The following is a 21,744-nucleotide window of genomic DNA, read 5'->3' as shown; positions in this document are numbered from 1 at the left end:
CGCCCCTCGTGCAACCCCCGTACCTCCAGCCTGGCCCGCCGGGCCGCGCCCCGCGACATCACGATCCGGTCAAGAGGTACCGCCAGGGGCTTGATTCGAATGCGTGTAATCGATTCCATGCTCCCGTCGATGTAATCGATTCCACGAGCACTTACCCGTGCTCCCCGACTGATCCACAAGGAGGTGGAGCGGCGGTGGCCAGCATCAAGGACGTCGCTGCCGAGGCCGGCGTCTCCGTCGCCACGGTCTCGCGCGTCCTGAACGACCACCCGTCGGTCAGCGCCGACGCACGCACCCGCGTGCTGGCCGCCGTCGAGACCCTGGGCTACCGCCCGAACGCCGTCGCCCGCTCCCTGCGCACCGACCAGACCCACACCCTCGGCCTGGTCATCAGCGACGTGATGAACCCGTACTTCACCGAACTGGCCCGCTCCGTCGAGGAGGAGGCCCGCGCGCTCGGCTACAGCGTCATCATCGGCAACGCCGACGAGCGGCCGGATCTCCAGGACCACCACGTCCGCACCCTGCTGGACCGGCGGATCGACGGGCTGCTCGTCTCCCCGACGGACGGCGGCTCGCCGCTGATGCTGGACGCCGCGCGGGCCGGGACGCCCATGGTCTTCGTGGACCGGTGGATCCCGGGCGTGGACGTGCCGGTCGTCCGGTCCGACGGGCGGGCCGCCGTGCGGGACCTGGTGGCGCATCTGCACGGGCTCGGGCACCGCAGGCTCGCCATCATCGCCGGCCCGGCGGCGACCACGACCGGCCGCGAGCGTGTGGAGGCCTTCCGCGAGGCGCTCGGCGCGTACGGGCTCGACTTGCCCGACGCCTACATAGGGCAGGGCGACTTCCAGGCCGAAAGCGGCCGGCTGGTCACCGAGGGCTTCCTCGACCTGGCCGAACCGCCCGAGGTGGTCTTCGCCGCCGACAACCTGATGGCGCTCGGGGCTCTGGACGCCGTCCGCGCGCGAGGCTTGCGCGTACCGGACGACCTCGCGCTGGCCGCGTTCGACGACATCCGGTGGTTCGTGCACACCGATCCGCCGGTCACCGCCATCGCCCAGCCCACGGGCGAGCTGGGCCGGGCCGCCGTACGGGCCCTGGTCGACCGCATCGAGGGGCGGCCCGGTCAGTCCGTGACCCTCCCCGCCCGGCTCGTCGTACGCCGCTCGTGCGGCGAGAACCCCACCCCAGTGCAAAGGAGCACGACGTGAGCAACGCGGACGAGTTGCTGCGCATCGAGGGCATACGGAAGACCTTCCCGGGCGTGGTCGCGCTGGACGGCGTCGACTTCGACCTGCGCCGCGGCGAGGTGCACGTACTCCTCGGTGAGAACGGTGCCGGCAAGAGCACCCTCATCAAAATGCTCTCCGGCGCCTACACCCCCGACGCCGGGCGGATCCTGGTCGGCGGCGAGGAGACCCGCATCCAGGGGGCGCAGGACTCCGAGCGGCTCGGGATCGCCACCATCTACCAGGAGTTCAACCTGGTACCGGATCTGACGGTCGCCGAGAACATCTTCCTGGGGCGCCAGCCCCGCCGGCTCGGAATGATCGACCGGAAGAAGATGGAGGCCGACGCCGAGGTCCTGCTGAAGCGGGTCGGCGTGAGCGTGTCCCCCCGCGCCCGGGTCCGTGAACTCGGCATCGCGCGCCTGCAGATGGTCGAGATCGCCAAGGCGCTCAGCCTGGACGCCCGCGTGCTGATCATGGACGAGCCGACCGCCGTGCTCACCTCCGAGGAGGTCGACAAGCTCTTCGCGATCGTGCGCACGCTGCGCGAGGACGGCGTCGGGATCGTCTTCATCACCCACCACCTGGAGGAGATCGCCGCGCTCGGCGATCGGGTGACGGTCATCCGGGACGGCAAGAGCGTCGGCCAGGTCCCCGCCACCACGCCCGAGGACGAGCTCGTACGGCTCATGGTCGGGCGCTCCATCGAGCAGCAGTATCCGCGTGAACGCGCCGACCGGGGCGCCGCGTTGCTCACCGTCGAGCAACTCACCCGGGACGGCGTCTTCCACGACGTGAGCTTCGAGGTGCACGCCGGTGAGGTCGTCGGCATCGCCGGACTGGTCGGCGCCGGCCGTACGGAAGTCGTCCGAGCGGTGTTCGGGGCCGACTCGTACGACAAGGGCACGGTGAAGGTCTCCGGCGCCCCGGTCGCCAAGTACGACGTCAACGCGGCGATGACCGCCGGTATCGGGCTCGTCCCCGAGGATCGCAAGGGCCAGGGCCTGGTGCTGGACGCCTCGGTCGAGGAGAACCTCGGCCTGGTGACGCTGCGGTCGGCCACGCGCGGCGGGCTCGTCGACCTCAAGGGCCAGCGCGAGGCCGCCGGGCGGATAGCGGGGCAGCTCGGCGTGCGGATGGCGGGCCTCGGCCAGCACGTGCGCACCCTCTCCGGCGGCAACCAGCAGAAGGTCGTCATCGGCAAGTGGCTGCTCGCCGACACCAAGGTACTGATCCTCGACGAGCCGACGCGCGGCATCGACGTCGGCGCCAAGGTCGAGATCTACCAGCTCGTCAACGAACTCACCGCCGCCGGCGCGGCCGTCCTGATGATCTCCAGCGACCTGCCCGAGGTGCTCGGCATGAGCGACCGGGTGCTGGTGATGGCCCAGGGCCGGATCGCCGGTGAACTCTCCGCCGATGAGGCGACCCAGGACGCCGTCATGGCGCTCGCAGTAAGCAACCCCAGCACGGACAAGGAGGCCTCCCGTGGCCACTGACACGCTCAAGAGCACGACGGGCGCGGGTGGCGCCTCGGGAGGCCTGCGCCGCCTCCTGCTCGACAACGGGGCGCTCACCGCGCTCATCGTCCTCGTCATCGCGATGTCGGCGCTGTCCGGCGACTTCCTGACGACGGACAACCTCCTCAACGTCGGCGTGCAGGCGGCCGTGACGGCCATCCTCGCCTTCGGCGTGACGTTCGTGATCGTCTCCGCGGGCATCGACCTGTCGGTCGGCTCGGTCGCGGCGCTGTCCGCCACGGTCCTCGCCTGGAGCGCCACCTCGGCGGGCGTCCCGGTCTTCCTCGCCGTCCTCCTCGCCATAGCGACGGGCATCGTCTGCGGCCTGGTCAACGGCATCCTCATCTCCTACGGCAAGCTGCCGCCGTTCATCGCCACCCTGGCCATGCTGTCCGTGGCGCGCGGCCTGTCCCTCGTCATCTCCGAGGGCTCCCCGATCGCCTTCCCCGACTCGGTCTCCCACCTCGGCGACACCCTCGGCGGCTGGCTGCCGGTGCCGGTCCTGGTGATGGTCGTCATGGGCCTGATCGCCGCCTTCGTGCTCGGCCGGACCTACATCGGCCGCTCCATGTACGCGATCGGCGGCAACGAGGAGGCCGCGCGGCTGTCCGGCCTGCGCGTCAAGAAGCAGAAGCTCGCCATCTACGCCTTCTCGGGCGTCTTCGCCGCCGTCGCCGGTGTCGTCCTCGCCGCCCGCCTATCCTCCGCGCAGCCCCAGGCCGCCGACGGCTACGAGCTGGACGCGATCGCCGCCGTCGTCATCGGCGGCGCCTCCCTCGCGGGCGGCACCGGCAAGGCGTCCGGCACGCTCATCGGCGCGCTGATCCTGGCCGTGCTGCGCAACGGGCTCAACCTGCTGAACGTGTCCGCGTTCTGGCAGCAGGTCGTCATCGGTGTCGTCATCGCGCTCGCGGTGCTGTTCGACACGCTGCGGCGCAAGGCGGGGGCGACCCCGGTGGCCGGTGCCTCTGGAGGAGGCAAGGGCAAGCAGGCGGCGACGTACGGGCTCGCGGCCGTGGTCACCGTCGCGATCGTCGGTGCCACGTCCTTCCTGCACACCGGCTCCTCCGCCGCGAGCAGCCCCAAGATGGGCCTGTCGCTGTCCACCCTCAACAACCCCTTCTTCGTGCAGATCCGGGCGGGCGCCCAGGCCGAGGCGGAGAAGCGGGGCGTGGACCTGACCGTCACCGACGCCCAGAACGACGCCTCCCAGCAGGCCAACCAGCTGCAGAACTTCACCAGCTCCGGGCTCGGCGCGATCATCGTCAACCCGGTGGACTCGGACGCCGCGAGCAACTCCGTGAAGGCCGCCGACCAGGCGAAGATCCCGGTCATCGCGGTCGACCGGGGCGTCAACAAGGCGTCGGTGGACGCCCTGGTCGCCTCCGACAACGTGGCCGGCGGTGAACTCGCAGCCAAGACCATCGCCGGCAAGCTGGGCGGCAAGGGCAAGATCGTGATCCTCCAGGGCCAGGCCGGTACGTCGGCGGCCCGGGAGCGCGCGCAGGGCTTCGCGAACGGCCTCAAGGCCTTCCCGGGCATCCAGGTCGTGGCCCAGCAGCCCGCCGACTTCGACCGCACCAAGGGCCTCGACGTCATGTCGAACCTGCTCCAGGCCCACCCGGACGTCCAGGGCGTGATCGCCGCCAACGACGAGATGGCCCTCGGCGCGATCAAGGCGCTGGGTTCCAAGGCGGGCAAGTCGGTCTCGGTCGTGGGCTTCGACGGCACGCCGGACGGACTGAAGGCGGTCGAGGGCGGCACCCTGTACGCGTCGGTGGCGCAGCAGCCGTCCCAGCTCGGGAAGATCGCCGTGGACAACGCCCTGCGGGCCCTGAAGGGCGAGAAGGTCGAGGAGACGGTGAAGGTGCCGGTGAAGGTGGTCACGAAGGAGAACGTGGCCGGCTTCAGCGGCTGACATCGGGGAACGGCCGGGCGGTTGTCCACAGCGTGGGGTGACCGCCCGGCCATGTCACTCACGTGGGGAGCAACTCATGTACGACTACGACCTCCTGGTCGTGGGGTCGGCCAACGCCGACCTGGTGATCGGAGTGGAGCGCCGGCCCGGTGCCGGCGAGACCGTGCTCGGCTCCGACCTGGCCGTCCACCCGGGCGGCAAGGGCGCGAACCAGGCAGTGGCCGCCGCCCGGCTCGGTGCCCGAACGGCGCTGCTGGCCCGGGTCGGCGACGACGCGCACGGCCGGCTGCTGCTGGACTCGCAGCGGCAGGCCGGCGTCGACACGGTGGGTGTCCTGGTGGGCGGCGCTCCGACCGGCGTCGCGCTGATCACGGTCGACCCGTCCGGGGACAACAGCATCGTCGTCTCGCCCGGCGCGAACGGCCGCCTCACCCCGGAGGACGTCAGCGCGGCCGGGTGCCTCTTCCAGGGTTCCCGGGTGGTGTCGGCGCAGCTGGAGATCCCGCTGGAGACGGTGGTGGAGACCGTGCGGAGCCTGGCGCCGGGGAGCCGTTTCGTGCTGAACCCCTCGCCGCCGCGCCCCCTACCGCAGGAGGTGCTGGCCGCCTGCGACCCGCTGATCGTGAACGAGCACGAGGCGAAGGTGATCCTGGGCGACTCCGCCGTCGGGGACACGCCCGAGGACTGGGCGCGGATCCTCCTCGCCAAGGGCCCGAGGTCGGTGGTGGTGACGCTGGGCGATCAGGGCGCGCTGGTGGCGTCGGCCGAGGGTGTCTCGCGCGTCCCGGCCGTGAAGGTGGACGCGGTGGACACGACGGGGGCGGGTGACTCCTTCACCGCCGCGCTGGCCTGGCGGCTGGGGGCGGGCGAGTCCCTGGCCGAGGCGGCGGCGTACGCGGTGCGGGTGGGGGCCGCGACCGTGACGAAGGAGGGCGCGCAGGCGTCCTTCCCGACGGCGGCGGAGGTCGCCGCGCAGTGAAGAAGAGCGGAATACTGAACCGCCACCTCGCCGGTGCGCTGGCCGAACTCGGGCACGGCGACGGGGTGCTGGTGTGCGACGCGGGCATGCCCATTCCCGACGGCCCCCGGGTGGTGGACCTGGCGTTCCGGGCCGGGGTGCCGTCATTCGCCGAGGTGCTCGACGGGCTGCTGGCCGAGCTGGTGGTCGAGGGGGCGACGGCGGCGCAGGAGCTGCGGGATGCCAATCCGGAGGCGTCGTCGCTGCTGGAGGGGCACTTTCCCGGGCTGCGCCTGGTGTCGCACGAGCGGCTCAAGGAGCTCTCGGCGGGGGCGCGTCTGATCGTCCGCACGGGCGAGGCACGGCCGTACGCGAACGTCCTGCTGAGGTGTGGCGTCTTCTTCTGACGCCGGCGAAAGGCTCCTGAACGGTTTCGAGGGGGCCCGGTCCGTCGACCGGGCCCCCTCGGCTTTTCCCCTCCCGTCAGGAACCCCCGCAATCCCCCCGGATCCCCCTCCAGAAGTCCTGACGCCTAGTACGACCCACGCAGGGCGGAAAGGGTTGCACGGCAACGTAAGAAATTCTTGCCGGATTCTTGCCGGGCCCCTGCGAGGGCCGTGACGGGCCGCCCTGCGCCCCCGACGAGCTGCGTCGAGGAAGGGCGGGAGGTCACCCGGGTCGGCGATCCGCCGCTGCTGTGAGCACCCGGGTGAGACCACCGTCGTCCTCCTCGATGTCGCGCACGTGCGCGAACCCGACCCGTCCGAGCAGGCGCAGCGAGGCCTCGTTCTCCGCGGCGACGGTGGCGTGCACCTCGCTGAGCCCGAGCGTCCCGAAGCCGTACGCCACGAGTGCCTCGGCGAGTTCCGTCCCGAGTCCGCTTCCCCAGACGGCGGGGGACAGCGCGTAGACGATCTCGTGCCCGCCCACCTCGTCGGTCCGCTTGATCTCGGCGTGCCCGATCAGCCGCCCGTCGCGCCGGACCGCCCACACGTCGAAGAGGTCCCGCGCGTAGACCTTGCTGAAGATCCGCCCGAACAGGGCCCGGTCGTCCGCCTCGGGGGAGGGGCCGTCCCCCATCCACCGGGAGACCCTGGCGTCCTGGAACAGGGCGACGAAGTCCTCTTCGTCGTCCGGGGTATAGGGGGTCAGGAGGAGGCGCGGGGTGCGCAGGGCCGGGGGCATGGAGGCGGACGCTAGTCAGGCGGCACGCGGGGCGGTAACCGAGTTTCGGGCAGCCCGGCGCGGTTGAGGGCTCACCGCCGCAGGCTGTAGCTCACCATCGACGCCCCCACCACCGACCCGAACGCCGGCAGCAGGAACTGGGCGAAGGCCTCCCAGCCCCATACGATCCCCGCGCACGCCGCCGTGATGTTGATGGCCAGGGACATGATCCACAGGGCGACGCTCTGGGCCTGGGGTGACATCGTTCCTCGTCGTCATTCGGGGCCGGGGAGAAGGAAAGGAGCCGGGTCGGAATCAGCCCGGTCCCGGGCTGGGGGAAGGACGGAATTCCGGCACGGGTGCCCGGTTCAGCGGGGGAGAGGCGGGGGTGTTCCCGTTCGGCGCGGAAGGCCCCGGAGCCATGACCGCGTGCTCCCCGGAGATCGCCGGGGCCGTCATGAGCAGCGTCAACGTGCTGACGGCGCACAGCCCGACGAGAAGCGTGCCCGCCCGGTACGCGCGCGCAGGGGCGTTCGGGCCTGGGGAACGGATGGGCATCACGGTCGCTCCGGAATCGAGTCCGCCCCCCTCTTCGCCGAACCCCTGAATTCTTCCACGGGAAAGGATCACAAAAGGGGCGGCCCGGATGCTTGAACTGTAAAGCTTCGGGCTCTTCTGTGAATTCACGGTGAAAGGTGAACCCTCGGCCGCATACTGATCGGTCGCTTTATGCACGGGCCGTCGGCCGTATCGCCCCGCCGCACTGTCGTACCCGGGCGGTACCGTCGGCGCATGACCGATCAGGCGGGGGCCGCCCAGGCGGGCGAGCGGCGTATGGCCACGCTGGAAGGCGTACTCGAACGCATCACGTACGCCAATGAGGAGAACGGCTACACGGTCGCCCGGGTCGACACCGGCAGAGGCGCCGGAGACCTGCTCACGGTCGTCGGCGCGCTGCTCGGCGCGCAGGTGGGCGAATCCCTGCGCATGGAGGGCCGCTGGGGTTCCCACCCGCAGTACGGAAAGCAGTTCCACGTGGAGAACTACACGACGGTCCTGCCGGCCACGGTCCAGGGAATCCGCCGCTACCTCGGCTCCGGCCTGGTCAAGGGCATCGGCCCGGTCTTCGCCGACCGGATCACCCAGCACTTCGGCACGGACACCCTCCAGATCATCGAGGAGGAGCCCAAGCGCCTCATCGAGGTCCCAGGCCTCGGCCCCAAGCGCACCAAGAAGATCGCCGACGCCTGGGAGGAGCAGAAGGCCATCAAGGAGGTCATGCTCTTCCTCCAGACGGTCGAGGTCTCCACGTCCATCGCCGTGCGCATCTACAAGAAGTACGGCGACGCCTCCATCGCGGTCGTCAAGAACCAGCCGTACCGGCTCGCCTCCGACGTCTGGGGCATCGGCTTCCTCACCGCCGACAAGATCGCCCGGTCCGTCGGCATCCCGCACGACAGCCCGGAGCGCGTCAAGGCGGGCCTTCAGTACGCGCTGTCGCAGTCCACCGACCAGGGCCACTGCTTCCTCCCGGAGGAGCAGCTGATCAAGGACGCGGTGAAGCTCCTCCAGGTCGACACCGGCCTCGTCATCGAATGCCTGGCCGAACTGGCCGAACCGCAGGAAGACGGCGAGGACCCCGGCGTCGTCCGCGAGAAGGTGCCGGGCCCCGACGGCGGGGAGCCCGTCACCGCGATCTACCTCGTCCCCTTCCACCGCGCCGAACTCTCCCTCTCCGCCCAGCTGCTGCGCCTCCTGCGCACCGGCGAGGACCGCATGCCGGGCTTCCGGACCGTGGCCTGGGACAAGGCGCTGAGCTGGCTGAAGGGGCGCACGGGCACCGACCTCGCCCCGGAGCAGGAGGCGGCCGTCAAGCTGGCGCTGACCGAGAAGGTCGCCGTCCTCACCGGCGGCCCCGGCTGCGGCAAGTCCTTCACGGTCCGCTCGATCGTGGAGCTGGCGCGCGCCAGGCAGGCGAAGGTCGTGCTCGCCGCCCCCACGGGCCGGGCGGCCAAGCGCCTGTCCGAGCTCACCGGCGCCGAGGCCTCCACCGTCCACCGCCTGCTGGAGCTCAAGCCCGGCGGCGACGCGGCCTACGACCGGGACCGCCCGCTGGACGCCGACCTGGTGGTGGTCGACGAGGCGTCCATGCTGGACCTGCTCCTGGCCAACAAGCTGGTCAAGGCCGTCCCGCCGGGAGCGCACCTGCTCTTCGTGGGGGACGTGGACCAGCTGCCCAGCGTCGGCGCGGGCGAGGTCCTGCGGGACCTCCTGGCCGACGGCGGCCCGATCCCGGCGGTCCGCCTCACCCGGGTCTTCCGGCAGGCCCAGCAGTCCGGCGTGGTGACGAACGCGCACCGGATCAACGCCGGCCAACACCCGGTCACGGACGGCATGAAGGACTTCTTCCTCTTCGTCGAGGACGACACCGAGGCCGCCGGCCGGCTCACCGTCGACGTGGCCGCCCGCCGCATTCCGGCCAAGTTCGGGCTGGACCCCCGCCGTGACGTCCAGGTCCTCGCCCCCATGCACCGCGGCCCGGCCGGCGCCGGCACCCTCAACGGCCTGCTGCAGCAGGCCGTCACCCCGGGCCGTCCCGACCTGCCCGAGAAGAGATTCGGCGGACGGGTGTTCCGTGTCGGCGACAAGGTCACCCAGATTCGCAACAATTACGAGAAGGGCAAGAACGGTGTCTTCAACGGCACCGTCGGCGTGGTCACCTCGCTCGACCCGGTCGACCAGCGCCTGACGGTGCTCACGGACGAGGACGAGGAGGTGCCGTACGAGTTCGACGAGCTCGACGAGTTGGCCCACGCGTACGCCGTGACGATCCACCGCTCCCAGGGCAGCGAGTACCCGGCGGTCGTCATCCCGGTCACCACGGGCGCCTGGATGATGCTCCAGCGGAACCTGCTCTACACGGCGGTCACCCGGGCGAAGCAGCTGGTCGTCCTCGTCGGTTCGCGCAAGGCGATCGGCCAGGCGGTGCGCACGATTTCGGCGGGCCGGCGGTACACGGCACTCGACTTCCGGCTCGGTTCCGCAAAAAATGATCGATCAAATGAGTCGTGAAGGTCACAAGGCACTTCCGGAAGGGGGACCCAGGGGGCAGGATGAGCAAGTTGACGGCACTCAGTGCCGTCGATAGGCCCGATGGTCGACCCCGAGTGCACTCTCCTGAGCCAAGTGGGGGATGGTAGAGACAGTCAGGGCACCTCGAAGATGAGGCACAACGTCGGTGAGGGAAGACGTGAGCGACAACTCTGTAGTACTGCGGTACGGCGACGGCGAGTACACCTACCCGGTGATCGACAGCACCGTCGGTGACAAGGGCTTCGACATCGGAAAGCTCCGCGCCCAGACCGGTCTGGTGACGCTGGACAGCGGTTACGGCAACACGGCCGCGTATAAATCCGCCGTCACGTACCTGGACGGCGAAGCGGGCATCCTGCGGTACCGCGGCTACCCGATCGAGCAGCTGGCCGAGCGCTCCACCTTCCTGGAGGTCGCCTACCTGCTGATCAACGGCGAGCTGCCGACCGTCGACGAGCTCTCGGTGTTCAAGAACGACATCACGCAGCACACCCTGCTGCACGAGGACGTCAAGAACTTCTACAAGGGCTTCCCGCGCGACGCCCACCCGATGGCCATGCTGTCCTCGGTCGTCTCGGCGCTGTCCACGTTCTACCAGGACAGCCACAACCCGTTCGACGAGCGCCAGCGCAACCTCTCCACGATCCGCCTGCTCGCGAAGCTTCCGACGATCGCCGCGTACGCGTACAAGAAGTCGATCGGTCACCCGTTCGTCTACCCGCGCAACGACCTGGGCTACGTCGAGAACTTCCTCCGCATGACCTTCTCGGTCCCCGCGCAGGAGTACGAGCTGGACCCGACCGTGGTCTCCGCGCTCGACAAGCTGCTGATCCTGCACGCGGACCACGAGCAGAACTGTTCGACCTCCACGGTCCGCCTGGTGGGCTCCTCGCAGGCGAACATGTTCGCCTCGATCTCCGCCGGCATCAACGCCCTGTGGGGCCCGCTGCACGGCGGCGCCAACCAGTCGGTGCTGGAGATGCTGGAGGGCATCCGCGACTCCGGCGGCGACGTCGACTCCTTCATCCGCAAGGTGAAGAACAAGGAGGACGGCGTCCGCCTGATGGGCTTCGGCCACCGGGTCTACAAGAACTTCGACCCGCGCGCCAAGATCATCAAGGCCGCCGCGCACGACGTGCTGTCCGCGCTCGGCAAGTCCGACGAGCTGCTGGACATCGCGCTGAAGCTGGAGGAGCACGCGCTCTCCGACGACTACTTCGTCTCGCGCAGCCTCTACCCGAACGTCGACTTCTACACCGGCCTGATCTACCGGGCCATGGGCTTCCCGACCGAGATGTTCACGGTCCTCTTCGCCCTCGGCCGGCTGCCGGGCTGGATCGCCCAGTGGCACGAGATGATCAAGGAGCCCGGCTCCCGCATCGGCCGCCCGCGCCAGATCTACACGGGCGTGGTCGAGCGCGACTTCGTTCCCGTCGAGGAGCGCTGAGGCGCGGCACCGCTTCGGCCCCCGTATCCGCTTGCCGGGTGCGGGGGCTTTCGCGTGGGCGGGCCGGGCCTGGGCGTGGGCGGGGCGGGCTTGCGTGCGGTACGGGCTCCGCGTGATCTCTCACGGGATTTCTTACGCAATGAAGAAGGCGCCCCGGCGTCGGTCCCCCCACGGGCCGACGTCCAGGGCGCCTTCCCAGTCCCGGTGCGGATTCCCCCCACGGGATCCGGCCGGGCGTCTGTGAGGACAGCGCCTGAATCGCTGTTGAGCAGAACGAGCAGAACTCGTCGTACTTCGGTGAGGTGCGATCTGCCGGGACAGCGCACGCCCGGGAGGGCCGCTCAAAGCTTCCCGGTGTACGTGCCCCGGCAACGCATCTCTGGAGAAGTCCCCCAAGACATCTCCAGATGTCAGGTGGCGCCCCCCAAGACGCTCCCTGACATCGTCAACTTAGACCTTCGAACCCCTTCGATGGTTACGTTCACATCACTGTGATCTGCGTCTCTTGCGTATGTCCGTTAGATGCGCAAGAGCCCGGATATGTTGTTCGAGGCCCAAGCGTAAGGATGATGCGGGAGCCTTGTGAAGAGCTTATGTGAGCCGGGCCCGGGACTCCAGAGGGGCTCAAATCACGTTCGCCGTGAACTTAGCCTGAATTCGGGCGACTTCACCGAAATGTCCGCAGTCGCAGACTGTTCGTGACGACGAAGACCGACGAGAAGGCCATCGCTGCCCCCGCGATCATCGGGTTCAGCAGGCCCGCGGCGGCCAGCGGCAGCGCGGCCACGTTGTAGCCGAAGGCCCACACCAGATTGCCCTTGATCGTGGCCAGGGTCCGGCGGGACAGCCGGATCGCGTCCGCCGCCACCCGCAGATCGCCGCGGACCAGCGTCAGATCGCCCGCCTCGATCGCCGCGTCCGTGCCGGTGCCCATGGCCAGTCCCAGATCGGCGGCGGCGAGCGCGGCCGCGTCGTTGACGCCGTCCCCCACCATGGCGACGACCCGCCCCTCGGCCTGCAGCCGCCGTACCGCGTCGACCTTGTCCTCGGGCAGCACCTCGGCCACCACCTGCTCGATTCCCACGGCCGCGGCCACCGTTCCGGCCACGGCACGGTTGTCCCCGGTCAGCAGCACCGGCGTCAGTCCCAGGGCGCGCAGGTCGCGCACGGCCTCGGCGCTGGTCTCCTTGACGGCGTCCGCGACGGCCAGAACGGCCCGGGCGGTCCCGTCCCAGCCGGCCACGACCGCCGTACGCCCGGCCCGCTCGGCCTCGTCCCGCGCGCGGGCCAGCTCCGGCGGCAGCTCGCCGAAGAGCCGCCCCACGGCGACGTCACGGCCCTCCACACGCCCGCGTACGCCCCGCCCGGGCACGTTCTCGAACCCTTCGGCCTCCGGGAGCCGCCCGGCGCTCTCCTCGGCGCCCAGCGCGATCGCACGGCCGACGGGGTGCTCGGAGGCGTGCTCGACGGCGCCCGCCAGCCGCAGCACCTCCTTCTCGTCGGCGCCCTCGGCGAGGTGGACCTCCTGGAGGGTCATCCGGCCCGTGGTGACGGTGCCGGTCTTGTCCAGGACGACGGTGTCGACCCGGCGCGTGGACTCCAGCACCTCCGGGCCCTTGATGAGGATGCCGAGCTGGGCGCCGCGGCCCGTGCCGACCATCAGGGCGGTCGGGGTGGCAAGGCCCAGCGCGCACGGGCAGGCGATGATCAGGACGGCGACGGCCGCGGTGAACGCGGCGACGCCGTCGCCCGTCAGCCCGAGCCACGCCCCGGCCGTGGCGACGGCGATCAGCAGCACCACCGGTACGAAGATCCCGGAGATCCGGTCGGCGAGCCGCTGTACCTCGGCCTTGCCGTTCTGCGCGTCCTCCACCAGCTTCGCCATCCGCGCGAGCCGGGTGTCGGCACCTATCCGGGTGGCCTCGACGACCAGCCGCCCGCCCGCGTTGACCGTCGCGCCGGTGACCGCGTCCCCGGCCGTCACGTCCACCGGCACCGACTCGCCGGTGAGCATCGAGGCGTCCACGGCGGAGGCTCCCTCGACGACCGTGCCGTCGGTGGCGATCTTCTCGCCGGGCCGTACGACGAACCGGTCGCCGACGGCGAGGCGCTGCGCCGGGATCCGCACCTCCCGCCCGTCCCGCAGCACGGCCACGTCCTTGGCGCCCAGTTCCATCAGTGCCCTGAGCGCGGCGCCCGCGCGGCGCTTGGAACGGGCCTCCAGCCAGCGGCCCAGCAGGATGAACGCGGTGACGCCGGAAGCGACCTCCAGGTAGATCGAGGAGGCGCCGTCACCGCGCGAGACCGTGAGCTCGAAGGGGTGCCGCATGCCCGGCATGCCCGCGTCGCCGAGAAACAGCGCCCACAGGGACCAGCCGAACGCGGCCAGGGTGCCGAGGGAGACCAGCGTGTCCATGGTGGCGGCGCCGTGCCGGGCGTTCGTCCAGGCTGCCCGGTGGAAGGGCAGCCCGCCCCAGACGACGACCGGTGCGGCGAGGGTGAGCGAGAGCCACTGCCAGTTGTCGAACTGGAGCGCCGGGACCATCGCCAGGAGGATCACGGGCAGGGCGAGGACGGCGGAGACGGTGAGGCGCCGGCGGAGCGCCGACAGCTCGGGGTCCTCCGTCCCGGCGTCGGCGGCCTCCTCCCGCGGGGGCGCGGGCTCCTCGGCGGTGTACCCGGTCTTCACCACGGTGGCGATCAGATCGGCGACCTCGACGCCCGCGGGGTAGGCGACCCGGGCCTTCTCCGTCGCGTAGTTCACCGTGGCGCAGACGCCGTCCATGCGGTTGAGCTTCTTCTCGACGCGGGCCGCGCAGGAGGCGCAGGTCATCCCGCCGATGAGCAGCTCGACCTCGGCGAGGGCCGGCTCACGGTCGGCCGGTGCCTTGGCGGTGGTGCTGGTCATGTCCTCTGATCTCCAGGAGATGCGGGCGCCCGGGAAGCGGAACGGGCCGTACGGGCCGGGGCGGCGGCGTACGGCCCGTACACGGGTACGAGTGCCAGGACCGGCGCGTCTCAGACCTCGCCGGCCGCACCCGGGTGGCTCAGGCCCGGTCGTCTGCCGGAGCCGGGTGGGTTCAGGCCCGGCCGGCCAGTTCGAAGCCGGCCTCGTCGACGGCGGTGCGCACGGCCTCGTCGTCGAGCGGAGCCGCGGAGACGACGGTGACCTCGCCGGTCTTGGCGACGGCCGTCACCGAGCTCACGCCGGAGATCTGGGAGATCTCGCCGGAGACCGCGCCCTCGCAGTGTCCGCAGCTCATGCCGCTCACCTTGAAGACGGTGGTGACGGGGCCCGTGGTGTCGGTCTGGGCGGTCATGTCGTTACTCCTCGTCGAGGCATGTGGGGCTGTGGGGTCCGCTGGGGGACCCGCACATCCCAACTGTACCCCTAGGGGGTATCAGTTCACGACGTCCCCATGAGGGGTTCCAGATAGCGGACGAGGGCGCCCTTCAGCTCCTGCACGTACGCCTCCCGCTCGTCGCCCTCATGGGCCAGGATCAGCTCCAGGCCGGCCTTGTAGATGCCGACGCACATCTGGGCGGTGCGGGTGACGGCCGCCGGGGGCGCCTCGGGTGCGAACGGGGCGAGGATCGTCTCGACCCGGGCGACCAGCGTCGTGTGCAGCGCGTCGTGCTCCTCGGCGATGCGGCCCGGGATGTCGGGGCCGTGCATCAGCACGAAGAAGGCCGGGTGGCGGCAGTTGAACTCGATGAAGCGGTCGACGGTCCCGGCGATCACCTCCTCCAGCGGGGTCGCGTCGTCGGTGACCGGCGTGAGGACCTCGTCGTACGACTGCCGCATCTCGTGCATGAGCCGGCTGCCCAGCTCGATCGCGATCGCTTCCTTGTTCGGGAAGAACTGGTACAGCGTCCCGGGGGAGACGCCCGCCTCGCGGGCGATGGCGTTGGTGCTGGCGGCCGTGTAGCCGGTCGTGGCGAAGACCCGGGCGGCGGCTTCGAGCAGCTGGACGATCCGGCGCTCACCGCGGGCCTGACGGCGGCGCGGCCGCTCCTCGGTGGTCGTCGCCGCCTCGGTCTCCGTTGCGGGCTTCTCGGTCTTCTCGGGCACGCGTTATCCCCAGGTCTCAGAACGCGATTGACAAACGCGAGCGGCCGCTCGCATTCTGGAGTCGGCAGAAATGCGAGCGATCTCTCGTGTTTGCCAGTCTATGGCAGCCCCGTGCTGTCAGGCTGCGCCTGGACACGGGTCACGGTGAAGGGGACACCGCACGATGACCGAAGTCAACACACCGCCGCGCGTCGGCGGCTGGACCCGTTTCGTCACCGCCCGGCCCAGGCTGTCGCTGCTGGTGGCGCTGGTGCTCACCGCCCTCGCGGTGCTGGCCGGCAGCGGCGTCGCCGACCGGCTCGGCGCAGGCGGCTGGGAGGATCCGGCCGCCGAGTCCACGTACGCGACCAAGGCCCTGGAGCGCGAGTTCCCGGGCTCCCAGCCCAACCTGCTGCTCCTGGTCGACGCGGGCGAGGCCTCGGTCGACGACCCGGCCGTCGCCGCCGAGGCCGAGCGCCTCGCCGAGCGCCTCGCGGGTGAGCGGGGTGTCACCGGAGTCGGGTCCTACTGGCAGTCCGGCGCCCCGGCCCTGCGCGCCGAGGACGGGCACGAGGCGCTGATAGCGGCCCGCATCACAGGCGACGAGAAGACCGCGGGCGAGACCCTGGAGCGCCTCGCGCCCCACTACCGCGGCACACACGGCCCGCTGCAGGTCGACGTGGGCGGCCCGGTCGCGGTGCGGCACGAGATGCAGACGGTCATCCAGGAGGACCTCCTCCGGGCCGAGCTGATCGCCCTTCCCGTGACTCTGGTGCTGCTCGTGATGGTCTTCGGCAGCGCGGTCGCGGCCCTGCTGCCGCTCGGCATCGGCATCGTCGCCATCCTCGGGACGAACGCCGTACTGCGCGGCCTCACCGAGTTCACCGACGTGTCCGTCTTCGCGATCAACCTCACCACGGCCCTGGGCCTGGGCCTCGCCATCGACTACGCGCTCTTCATCGTCCGCCGCTTCCGCGAGGAGCTGTCCACGGGCGCCGAGCCCCTGACCGCGATCGGCACGACCCTGCGCACAGCCGGCCGCACCGTGCTGTTCTCCGCCCTCACGGTCGCGGTCTCCCTGGCGGCGATGCTGGTCTTCCCGCAGTACTTCCTGCGCTCCTTCGCCTACGCCGGGATCGCCGTGGTGCTGCTGGCCGCAGCGGCCGCGCTGATCCTGCTCCCGGCGGCGCTGATCCTGCTGGGCCACCGGGTCAACGCGCTGGACCTGCGCCGCCTGTTCCGGCGCGGACACCGGCCGGATCCCACCCGGCAGGAGGGCAGGGCCTGGGCCCGCACGGCGACGCTCGTCATGCGCCGCGCCCCCTTCTTCGCCCTCGGCACCACAGCCGTCCTCGTCCTGCTCGGGCTGCCCTTCCTGGGCGTGAAGTTCGGCACCGCCGACGACCGCCAGCTGCCCTCGACGTCGGAGTCCCACGTCGTGCAGCAGCACATCAGGGAGGGCTTCCCGGGCAGCCCCGGCGGCGGCCTCGAAGTGCTCGCCGAGGGCCGCGCGACCGAGGAGCAGTACGGCGCCTACAAGGAGCGCGTCGCCGCACTGCCCGACGTGGCCCGGGTCGACGGGCCACTGGTCAAGGGCGACTCCGCGTACTTCACGGTGCTGCCCGAGGGCGAGGCGGTCGACGAGCCCGCCCAGCGTCTGGTCGGCGGCCTGCGCGAGACCCGCGCCCCCTTCGACACGAAGGTGACGGGCACCGCGGCCGTCCTGGTCGACTCCAAACACGCCATAGGGGAACGCCTGCCGCTCGCGGCGGTCTTCATCACGATCGTCACCCTGTTCCTGGTCTTCCTCCTCACCGGCAGCGTGCTCATACCGGTCCAGGCGGTCGTCCTCAACGCGCTCAGTCTGACGGCCATGTTCGGCGCCGTCGTCTGGGTCTTCCAGGACGGGCACCTGTCCGGACTGCTGGCCTTCACCAGCCCTGGCTCCATCGAGACGACCCTCCCGGTCCTGATGTTCTGTGTCGCCTTCGGCCTCTCCATGGACTACGGCGTGTTCCTGCTCTCCCGCATCAAGGAGGAGTTCGACCGCACCGGCGACCACGACCAGGCCGTCCGGCACGGCCTGGCACGCACCGGCGGGCTGATCACGGCGGCGGCGGTCATCCTGGCCGTGGTCATGGTCGCGATCGGCACCTCCCGGGTGACCAACACCAAGATGCTCGGCCTGGGCATCGCGCTGGCGGTCCTGATGGACGCGATGGTCGTCCGCAGCCTCCTGGTCCCCGCGGTCATGCGCCTCACCGGCCGCGCCACATGGTGGGCCCCCGGCCCTCTGCGCCGCTTCCACGAGCGCTTCGGCCTGAGCGAGGCCGAACCGGAGCGGACGGCGGCCGAGACGGAACCCGTCCGGGACAAGGCCGGGGCCCCGGCCGGCTGACCAGGGCGCCGGCCGGGAGGGGTGCTCGGGTCGGCAGCGTCCCGCGGCCCGGCGCTAGCGTTCCCCGGGGGCGTGAAGTCACCCGGCGCCCCGGGGCGACCCTGGCACGACAGCGACGAAAGGCGGTGGGTCCATGCGGGCCGTGGTGTTCGAGCGGTACGGGGAGGCGGCCGAGGTACGGGAGGTCGCGGATCCGGAGCCCGCGGAGCACGGAGTCGTCGTGCGGGTCGAGGCCACCGGGCTGTGCCGCAGCGACTGGCACGGCTGGCAGGGCCACGACCCTGACATCGCACTGCCGCACGTGCCCGGGCATGAACTCGCCGGGGTCGTCGAGGCGGTGGGCGCCCGGGTGACCGGATGGCGGCCCGGCGACCGGGTCACCGTGCCGTTCATCTGCGCCTGCGGCACCTGCCCGTCCTGTGCGGCCGGCGACCATCAGGTGTGCGAGCGCCAGACCCAGCCCGGCTTCACCCACTGGGGTTCCTTCGCCCAGTACGTGGCGCTGGACCGCGCCGACGTGAACCTCGTGGCGCTGCCCGGGGAGCTGTCCTTCGCGACGGCGGCCTCGCTCGGCTGCCGCTTCGCCACGGCGTACCGGGCCGTGGTGCAGCAGGGCCGGGTGGCGGCGGGGGAGTGGGTCGCCGTGCACGGCTGCGGCGGGGTCGGGCTCTCCGCCGTGATGATCGCGGCCGCTTCGGGAGCCCGGGTCGTGGCGGTCGACGTGTCGGAGCGGGCCCTGGAGCTGGCGCGGCAGTTCGGCGCGGCACAGTGCCTGGACGCGACAGCCGTGCCGGACACCGCGGCCGCGGTCCGCGAGCTGACCGGCGGCGGCGCCCACCTCTCCCTCGACGCCCTGGGCTCACCCGGCACGTGCGCCGCCTCCGTGAACGGCCTGCGCCGCCGCGGCCGGCACGTCCAGGTGGGCCTGCTGCCCTCGCCGGCCGGCACGACCCCCGTGCCGATGGCCCGCGTGATCGCCCTGGAGCTCGAACTCCTCGGCAGCCACGGCATGGCCGCGCACAGCTACCCGCCGATGCTGGAGCTGGTCCGCAGCGGCGTCCTGCGCCCCGACCTGCTGGTGACGTCCACGATCGGGCTGGACGAGGTCCCGGCCGCGCTGGCGGCGATGGGGACGGCGCCGGGAGCGGGGGCGACGGTCATCGAGCCGTGGAGCTGACCCTCCGGCCGGCGACCGTGCCCCACGCGAGGGCGGGGCACGAGGTCGAGGCGGGCTGACGGGCTCACTCGGCTCTTCGGCCGCGGTTGCCGGGCCTGGAGGCGACCCACGCCCGGACGGTGTCGGCATACCAGTAGGGCTTGCCGCCCTCGACATGGTCGGGCGGGGGCAGCAGCCCATGTTTGCGGTAGGACCGCACGGTGTCCGGCTGCACCCGGATGTGCGCCGCGATCTCCTTGTAGGACCACAGCCTTCGGTCGGTCATGACGTGCACCTCCCCGCGCGCACCACGGCGGCGGCCGTGGACGGCCGTCCGGGGGAGCCGGGCGCTGCGCTGGCGATCAACAAGTCTGTGTCCGGTCAACGATCCCCGGTGATACGGGGCAGGGCCTGTGGGCCGGGTGTGACGGAAGACCCGCGTACACGGCACGCACGTGACAAGACCGGGGCGTTTGTGACACAGCCGGGGCAAAAGCGCGCCCCGGACGGTCGGCGGGGCGCCTTGACGTGACGCCCGGCCTGCTGCAGGGCCCCGCGGCGGAGCGACACCGAGGCCTGAACACCTCGGAACCGTGAAACCCGGACCAGGACATTCGGACCAGCACATGTGGAAAGCGCTGTCATGATCTGGTCCGAATGTCCGGACAAAACATTGACAGGGCGTCGAGAGGGGGCTACAAAACCGGGGAGAGCCGAGCACCGAGGGGATACCGATGGCGTACGACCTGATCACCATGGGGCGGATCGGGGTGGATCTGTATCCGCTCCAGACCGGCGTCCCGCTGCCGCAGGTCACGTCCTTCGGCAAGTTCCTCGGCGGCTCCGCGAGCAACGTCGCGGTCGCCGCGGCCCGCCTGGGGCGGCAAACGGCAGTGATCACCCGCACGGGCGACGACCCCTTCGGCACCTACCTCCACGAGGCACTGAAGGGCTTCGGCGTGGACGACCGCTGGGTCACCCCGGTCCCCGGACTGCCCACCCCGGTCACCTTCTGCGAGGTCTTCCCGCCGGACGACTTCCCGCTGTACTTCTACCGGCAGCCCAAGGCTCCCGACCTGGAGATCGACGCCCACGAGCTCGACCTCGACGCCGTCCGCGACGCCCGGGTCTTCTGGGTCACGGGCACGGGCCTGAGCGAGGAACCGAGCCGTACGGCGACCCTCGCGGCCCTCGCCCACCGGGCCAAGTCCGGCACGACGGTCTTCGACCTCGACTGGCGCCCCATGTTCTGGACCGACCCCGACGCGGCCCGACCCTTCTACACCGAGGCCCTGCGCCACACCACCGTCGCCGTCGGCAACCTCGACGAGGTGGAGGTCGCCACCGGCGTGCGCGAACCCCACGCCGCCGCCCGCGCCCTCCTGGACGCCGGTGTCGAACTCGCCGTCGTCAAGCAGGGCCCCAAGGGCGTCCTCGCGGTGAACAGCGCCGGCGAGAGCGCCGAGGTCCCGCCGCTGCCCGTGAACGTCCTCAACGGCCTCGGCGCCGGTGACGCCTTCGGCGGCTCCCTCGTCCACGGCCTGCTGGCCGGCTGGGACCTGGAGAAGACCATGCGGCACGCCAACGCCGCCGGTGCCATCGTCGCCTCCCGCCTGGAGTGCTCCTCCGCGATGCCCACCCCGGCCGAGATCGAGGCGGCCGTCACCGCGGGGGCCGTCCAGTGACCGTCGACGTCCTCGAACTCGTGCGCCTGCGCAGCCACCGCCCGGAGGCGATCGCCGAAGCAGCGGCCCGCCGCCCCCGGAGGCCGCTGCTGAACACGAGCGGCCGCCTGATGATCGTCGCCGCCGACCACCCGGCCCGCGGCGCCCTCGGTGTCGGTGGCCGCGCCATGGCCATGGCCAACCGCGCCGACCTCCTCGAACGCCTCTGCCTGGCCCTGTCCCGCCCGGGCGTGGACGGCGTCCTCGCCACCGCCGACATCCTCGACGACCTGCTCCTGCTCGGTGCCCTCGACGGCAAGGTCGTCCTGGGCTCGATGAACCGCGGCGGCCTCCAGGGCGCGAGCTTCGAACTCGACGACCGCTTCACCGGTCACCGCCCCGAGGACATCGAGCGCCTCGGCTTCGACGCGGGCAAGCTGCTCCTGCGCATCGACTACGACGACCCCGGCTCGCTCACCACGATGGAGTCCACCGCCCGGGCCGTCGACGCCATGGCCGCCCGGAAACTCCCCGTCTTCGTCGAGCCGTTCATCAGCTACCGCGACGAGCGGGGCCGGCTGCGCAACGACCTCTCCGCCGAGGCCGTCACCAAGTCGATCGCCATCGCCTCGGGCCTCGGCGGCAGTTCCGCCTACACCTGGCTGAAGGTCCCGGTCACCGACAACCCCGACGACATGGCCGAGGTCATGGCCACCTCCACGCTGCCCGCCGTGCTGCTGGGCGGCGAGGTGGGCGACGACCAGGACGGGGCGTACGAGAAGTGGCGCGGCGCCCTGCAACTGCCCACCGTGTGCGGGCTGGTCGTGGGACGTTCGCTGCTGTACCCGGCGGACGGCGACGTGGCCGCCGCCGTGGACACCGCCGTCGGACTGCTGTGAGGGCCGCCTCATGACCACCCGCACCTTCCCCACGGGCGACAGCACGAAAGACCACGAGTTCCCTCTCCCGGGCAGGTCCCGGGCCCAGATCGCCTCCGGCGCGGGAGGCCGCTTTGCTTTGGCAGGAGCGAAGTGCGAGCGACAACTCCCCGCCCGCTACGGCCCCGCGCCGGAGGTCTCCCCGACGAGGCGTACGCGGCCTCGCCCCGTGAACGTTCGCCATGGCCGTCGCGTATCCGTGACC

General features: G+C 71.3%; 17 protein-coding genes and 1 pseudogene. 12 read left to right on the top strand and 6 right to left on the bottom strand.

Annotated elements, in window-relative coordinates:
* Window positions 1–194: 194 nt before the first annotated feature.
* The 5 genes from HNR57_RS08185 to rbsD all read left to right on the top strand — a co-directional run bounded on the left by HNR57_RS08185 (window position 195) and on the right by rbsD (window position 6,035).
* A complete protein-coding gene (locus HNR57_RS08185) occupies window positions 195–1,214 on the top strand; it encodes a LacI family DNA-binding transcriptional regulator (protein WP_184558356.1) in 1,020 nt (339 codons plus the stop codon).
* Complete coding sequence (locus HNR57_RS08180; RefSeq protein WP_184558353.1) at window positions 1,211–2,731, top strand: sugar ABC transporter ATP-binding protein; 1,521 nt, start codon at window positions 1,211–1,213, stop codon at window positions 2,729–2,731. The genes HNR57_RS08185 and HNR57_RS08180 overlap by 4 nt, the downstream gene beginning before the upstream one ends.
* Window positions 2,721–4,670: an ABC transporter permease/substrate-binding protein gene (locus HNR57_RS08175; RefSeq protein WP_184558351.1), complete on the top strand. Its 1,950-nt coding sequence runs from the start codon at window positions 2,721–2,723 to the stop codon at window positions 4,668–4,670. Before HNR57_RS08180 ends, HNR57_RS08175 begins: the two co-directional genes overlap by 11 nt.
* A 76-nt stretch (window positions 4,671–4,746) precedes the next feature.
* Window positions 4,747–5,649 (top strand): ribokinase, encoded by a 903-nt coding sequence (locus HNR57_RS08170; protein WP_184558349.1) that lies wholly within the window; start codon window positions 4,747–4,749, stop codon window positions 5,647–5,649.
* Window positions 5,646–6,035 (top strand): D-ribose pyranase, encoded by a 390-nt coding sequence (rbsD, locus tag HNR57_RS08165; RefSeq protein WP_184558346.1) that lies wholly within the window; start codon window positions 5,646–5,648, stop codon window positions 6,033–6,035. Before HNR57_RS08170 ends, rbsD begins: the two co-directional genes overlap by 4 nt.
* 262 nt (window positions 6,036–6,297) lie before the next feature.
* Here rbsD and HNR57_RS08160 read toward each other — a convergent pair whose 3' ends face one another.
* Together HNR57_RS08160 and HNR57_RS08155 are read right to left on the bottom strand one after the other, a co-directional pair.
* On the bottom strand, window positions 6,298–6,813 hold the full coding sequence (locus tag HNR57_RS08160) for a GNAT family N-acetyltransferase (RefSeq protein WP_184558337.1): 516 nt from the start codon (window positions 6,811–6,813) through the stop codon (window positions 6,298–6,300).
* A 71-nt stretch (window positions 6,814–6,884) separates the two neighbouring features.
* Window positions 6,885–7,055 (bottom strand): hypothetical protein, encoded by a 171-nt coding sequence (locus HNR57_RS08155; protein ID WP_157851227.1) that lies wholly within the window; start codon window positions 7,053–7,055, stop codon window positions 6,885–6,887.
* A gap of 529 nt (window positions 7,056–7,584) precedes the next feature.
* Here HNR57_RS08155 and recD2 point away from each other — a divergent pair.
* Entirely contained in the window at window positions 7,585–9,864 is a 2,280-nt protein-coding gene (gene recD2, locus HNR57_RS08150; protein WP_184558335.1) for an SF1B family DNA helicase RecD2, read from the top strand.
* Between the two features lie 178 nt (window positions 9,865–10,042).
* Window positions 10,043–11,332, top strand: a complete 1,290-nt coding sequence (locus HNR57_RS08145) for a citrate synthase (RefSeq protein WP_031130597.1) — start codon at window positions 10,043–10,045, stop codon at window positions 11,330–11,332.
* Window positions 11,333–11,999: 667 nt separating this feature from the next.
* Here HNR57_RS08145 and HNR57_RS08140 read toward each other — a convergent pair.
* The 3 genes from HNR57_RS08140 to HNR57_RS08130 all read right to left on the bottom strand — a co-directional run bounded on the left by HNR57_RS08140 (window position 12,000) and on the right by HNR57_RS08130 (window position 15,404).
* Entirely contained in the window at window positions 12,000–14,240 is a 2,241-nt protein-coding gene (locus HNR57_RS08140; protein WP_184558333.1) for a heavy metal translocating P-type ATPase, read from the bottom strand.
* Window positions 14,241–14,412: 172 nt separating this feature from the next.
* The gene (locus tag HNR57_RS08135; RefSeq protein ID WP_062926958.1) at window positions 14,413–14,652 is read right to left on the bottom strand and encodes a heavy-metal-associated domain-containing protein; all 240 of its coding nucleotides are present in this window, start codon (window positions 14,650–14,652) and stop codon (window positions 14,413–14,415) included.
* A gap of 86 nt (window positions 14,653–14,738) precedes the next feature.
* Window positions 14,739–15,404 carry a TetR/AcrR family transcriptional regulator gene (locus HNR57_RS08130; protein ID WP_184558331.1) on the bottom strand — a complete coding sequence of 222 codons (666 nt, stop codon included), beginning with the start codon at window positions 15,402–15,404 and terminating at the stop codon, window positions 14,739–14,741.
* 163 nt (window positions 15,405–15,567) lie between these two features.
* Here HNR57_RS08130 and HNR57_RS08125 point away from each other — a divergent pair, with 163 nt between their 5' ends.
* A complete protein-coding gene (locus tag HNR57_RS08125) occupies window positions 15,568–17,781 on the top strand; it encodes an MMPL family transporter (protein WP_184558329.1) in 2,214 nt (737 codons plus the stop codon).
* A 133-nt stretch (window positions 17,782–17,914) separates the two neighbouring features.
* Entirely contained in the window at window positions 17,915–18,958 is a 1,044-nt protein-coding gene (locus HNR57_RS08120; protein ID WP_184558327.1) for a zinc-dependent alcohol dehydrogenase family protein, read from the top strand.
* A gap of 64 nt (window positions 18,959–19,022) precedes the next feature.
* Here HNR57_RS08120 and HNR57_RS08115 read toward each other — a convergent pair whose 3' ends face one another.
* Window positions 19,023–19,223: a helix-turn-helix transcriptional regulator gene (locus HNR57_RS08115; protein ID WP_062926956.1), complete on the bottom strand. Its 201-nt coding sequence runs from the start codon at window positions 19,221–19,223 to the stop codon at window positions 19,023–19,025.
* A gap of 448 nt (window positions 19,224–19,671) precedes the next feature.
* On the opposite strand from HNR57_RS08115, the gene iolC reads away from it, so the two are divergent.
* From iolC to HNR57_RS39445, 3 genes and pseudogenes are all read left to right on the top strand, one after another.
* Entirely contained in the window at window positions 19,672–20,622 is a 951-nt protein-coding gene (gene iolC / locus HNR57_RS08110; RefSeq protein WP_184558325.1) for a 5-dehydro-2-deoxygluconokinase, read from the top strand.
* On the top strand, window positions 20,619–21,500 hold the full coding sequence (locus HNR57_RS08105; RefSeq protein ID WP_184558323.1) for a Cgl0159 family (beta/alpha)8-fold protein: 882 nt from the start codon (window positions 20,619–20,621) through the stop codon (window positions 21,498–21,500). The genes iolC and HNR57_RS08105 overlap by 4 nt, the downstream gene beginning before the upstream one ends.
* A 64-nt stretch (window positions 21,501–21,564) precedes the next feature.
* Window positions 21,565–21,678, top strand: a pseudogene (locus tag HNR57_RS39445) (5-deoxy-glucuronate isomerase); the annotation flags it as partial.
* Between the last annotated feature and the right edge of the window lie 66 nt (window positions 21,679–21,744).

The organism is Streptomyces paradoxus (genome assembly GCF_014202475.1).
In the GTDB taxonomy this organism is placed as follows: Bacteria; Actinomycetota; Actinomycetes; order Streptomycetales; family Streptomycetaceae; genus Streptomyces; species Streptomyces paradoxus.
The sequence above is the reverse complement of the archived record's forward strand: the minus strand, read 5'-3'. Positions and strand labels throughout refer to the sequence as shown.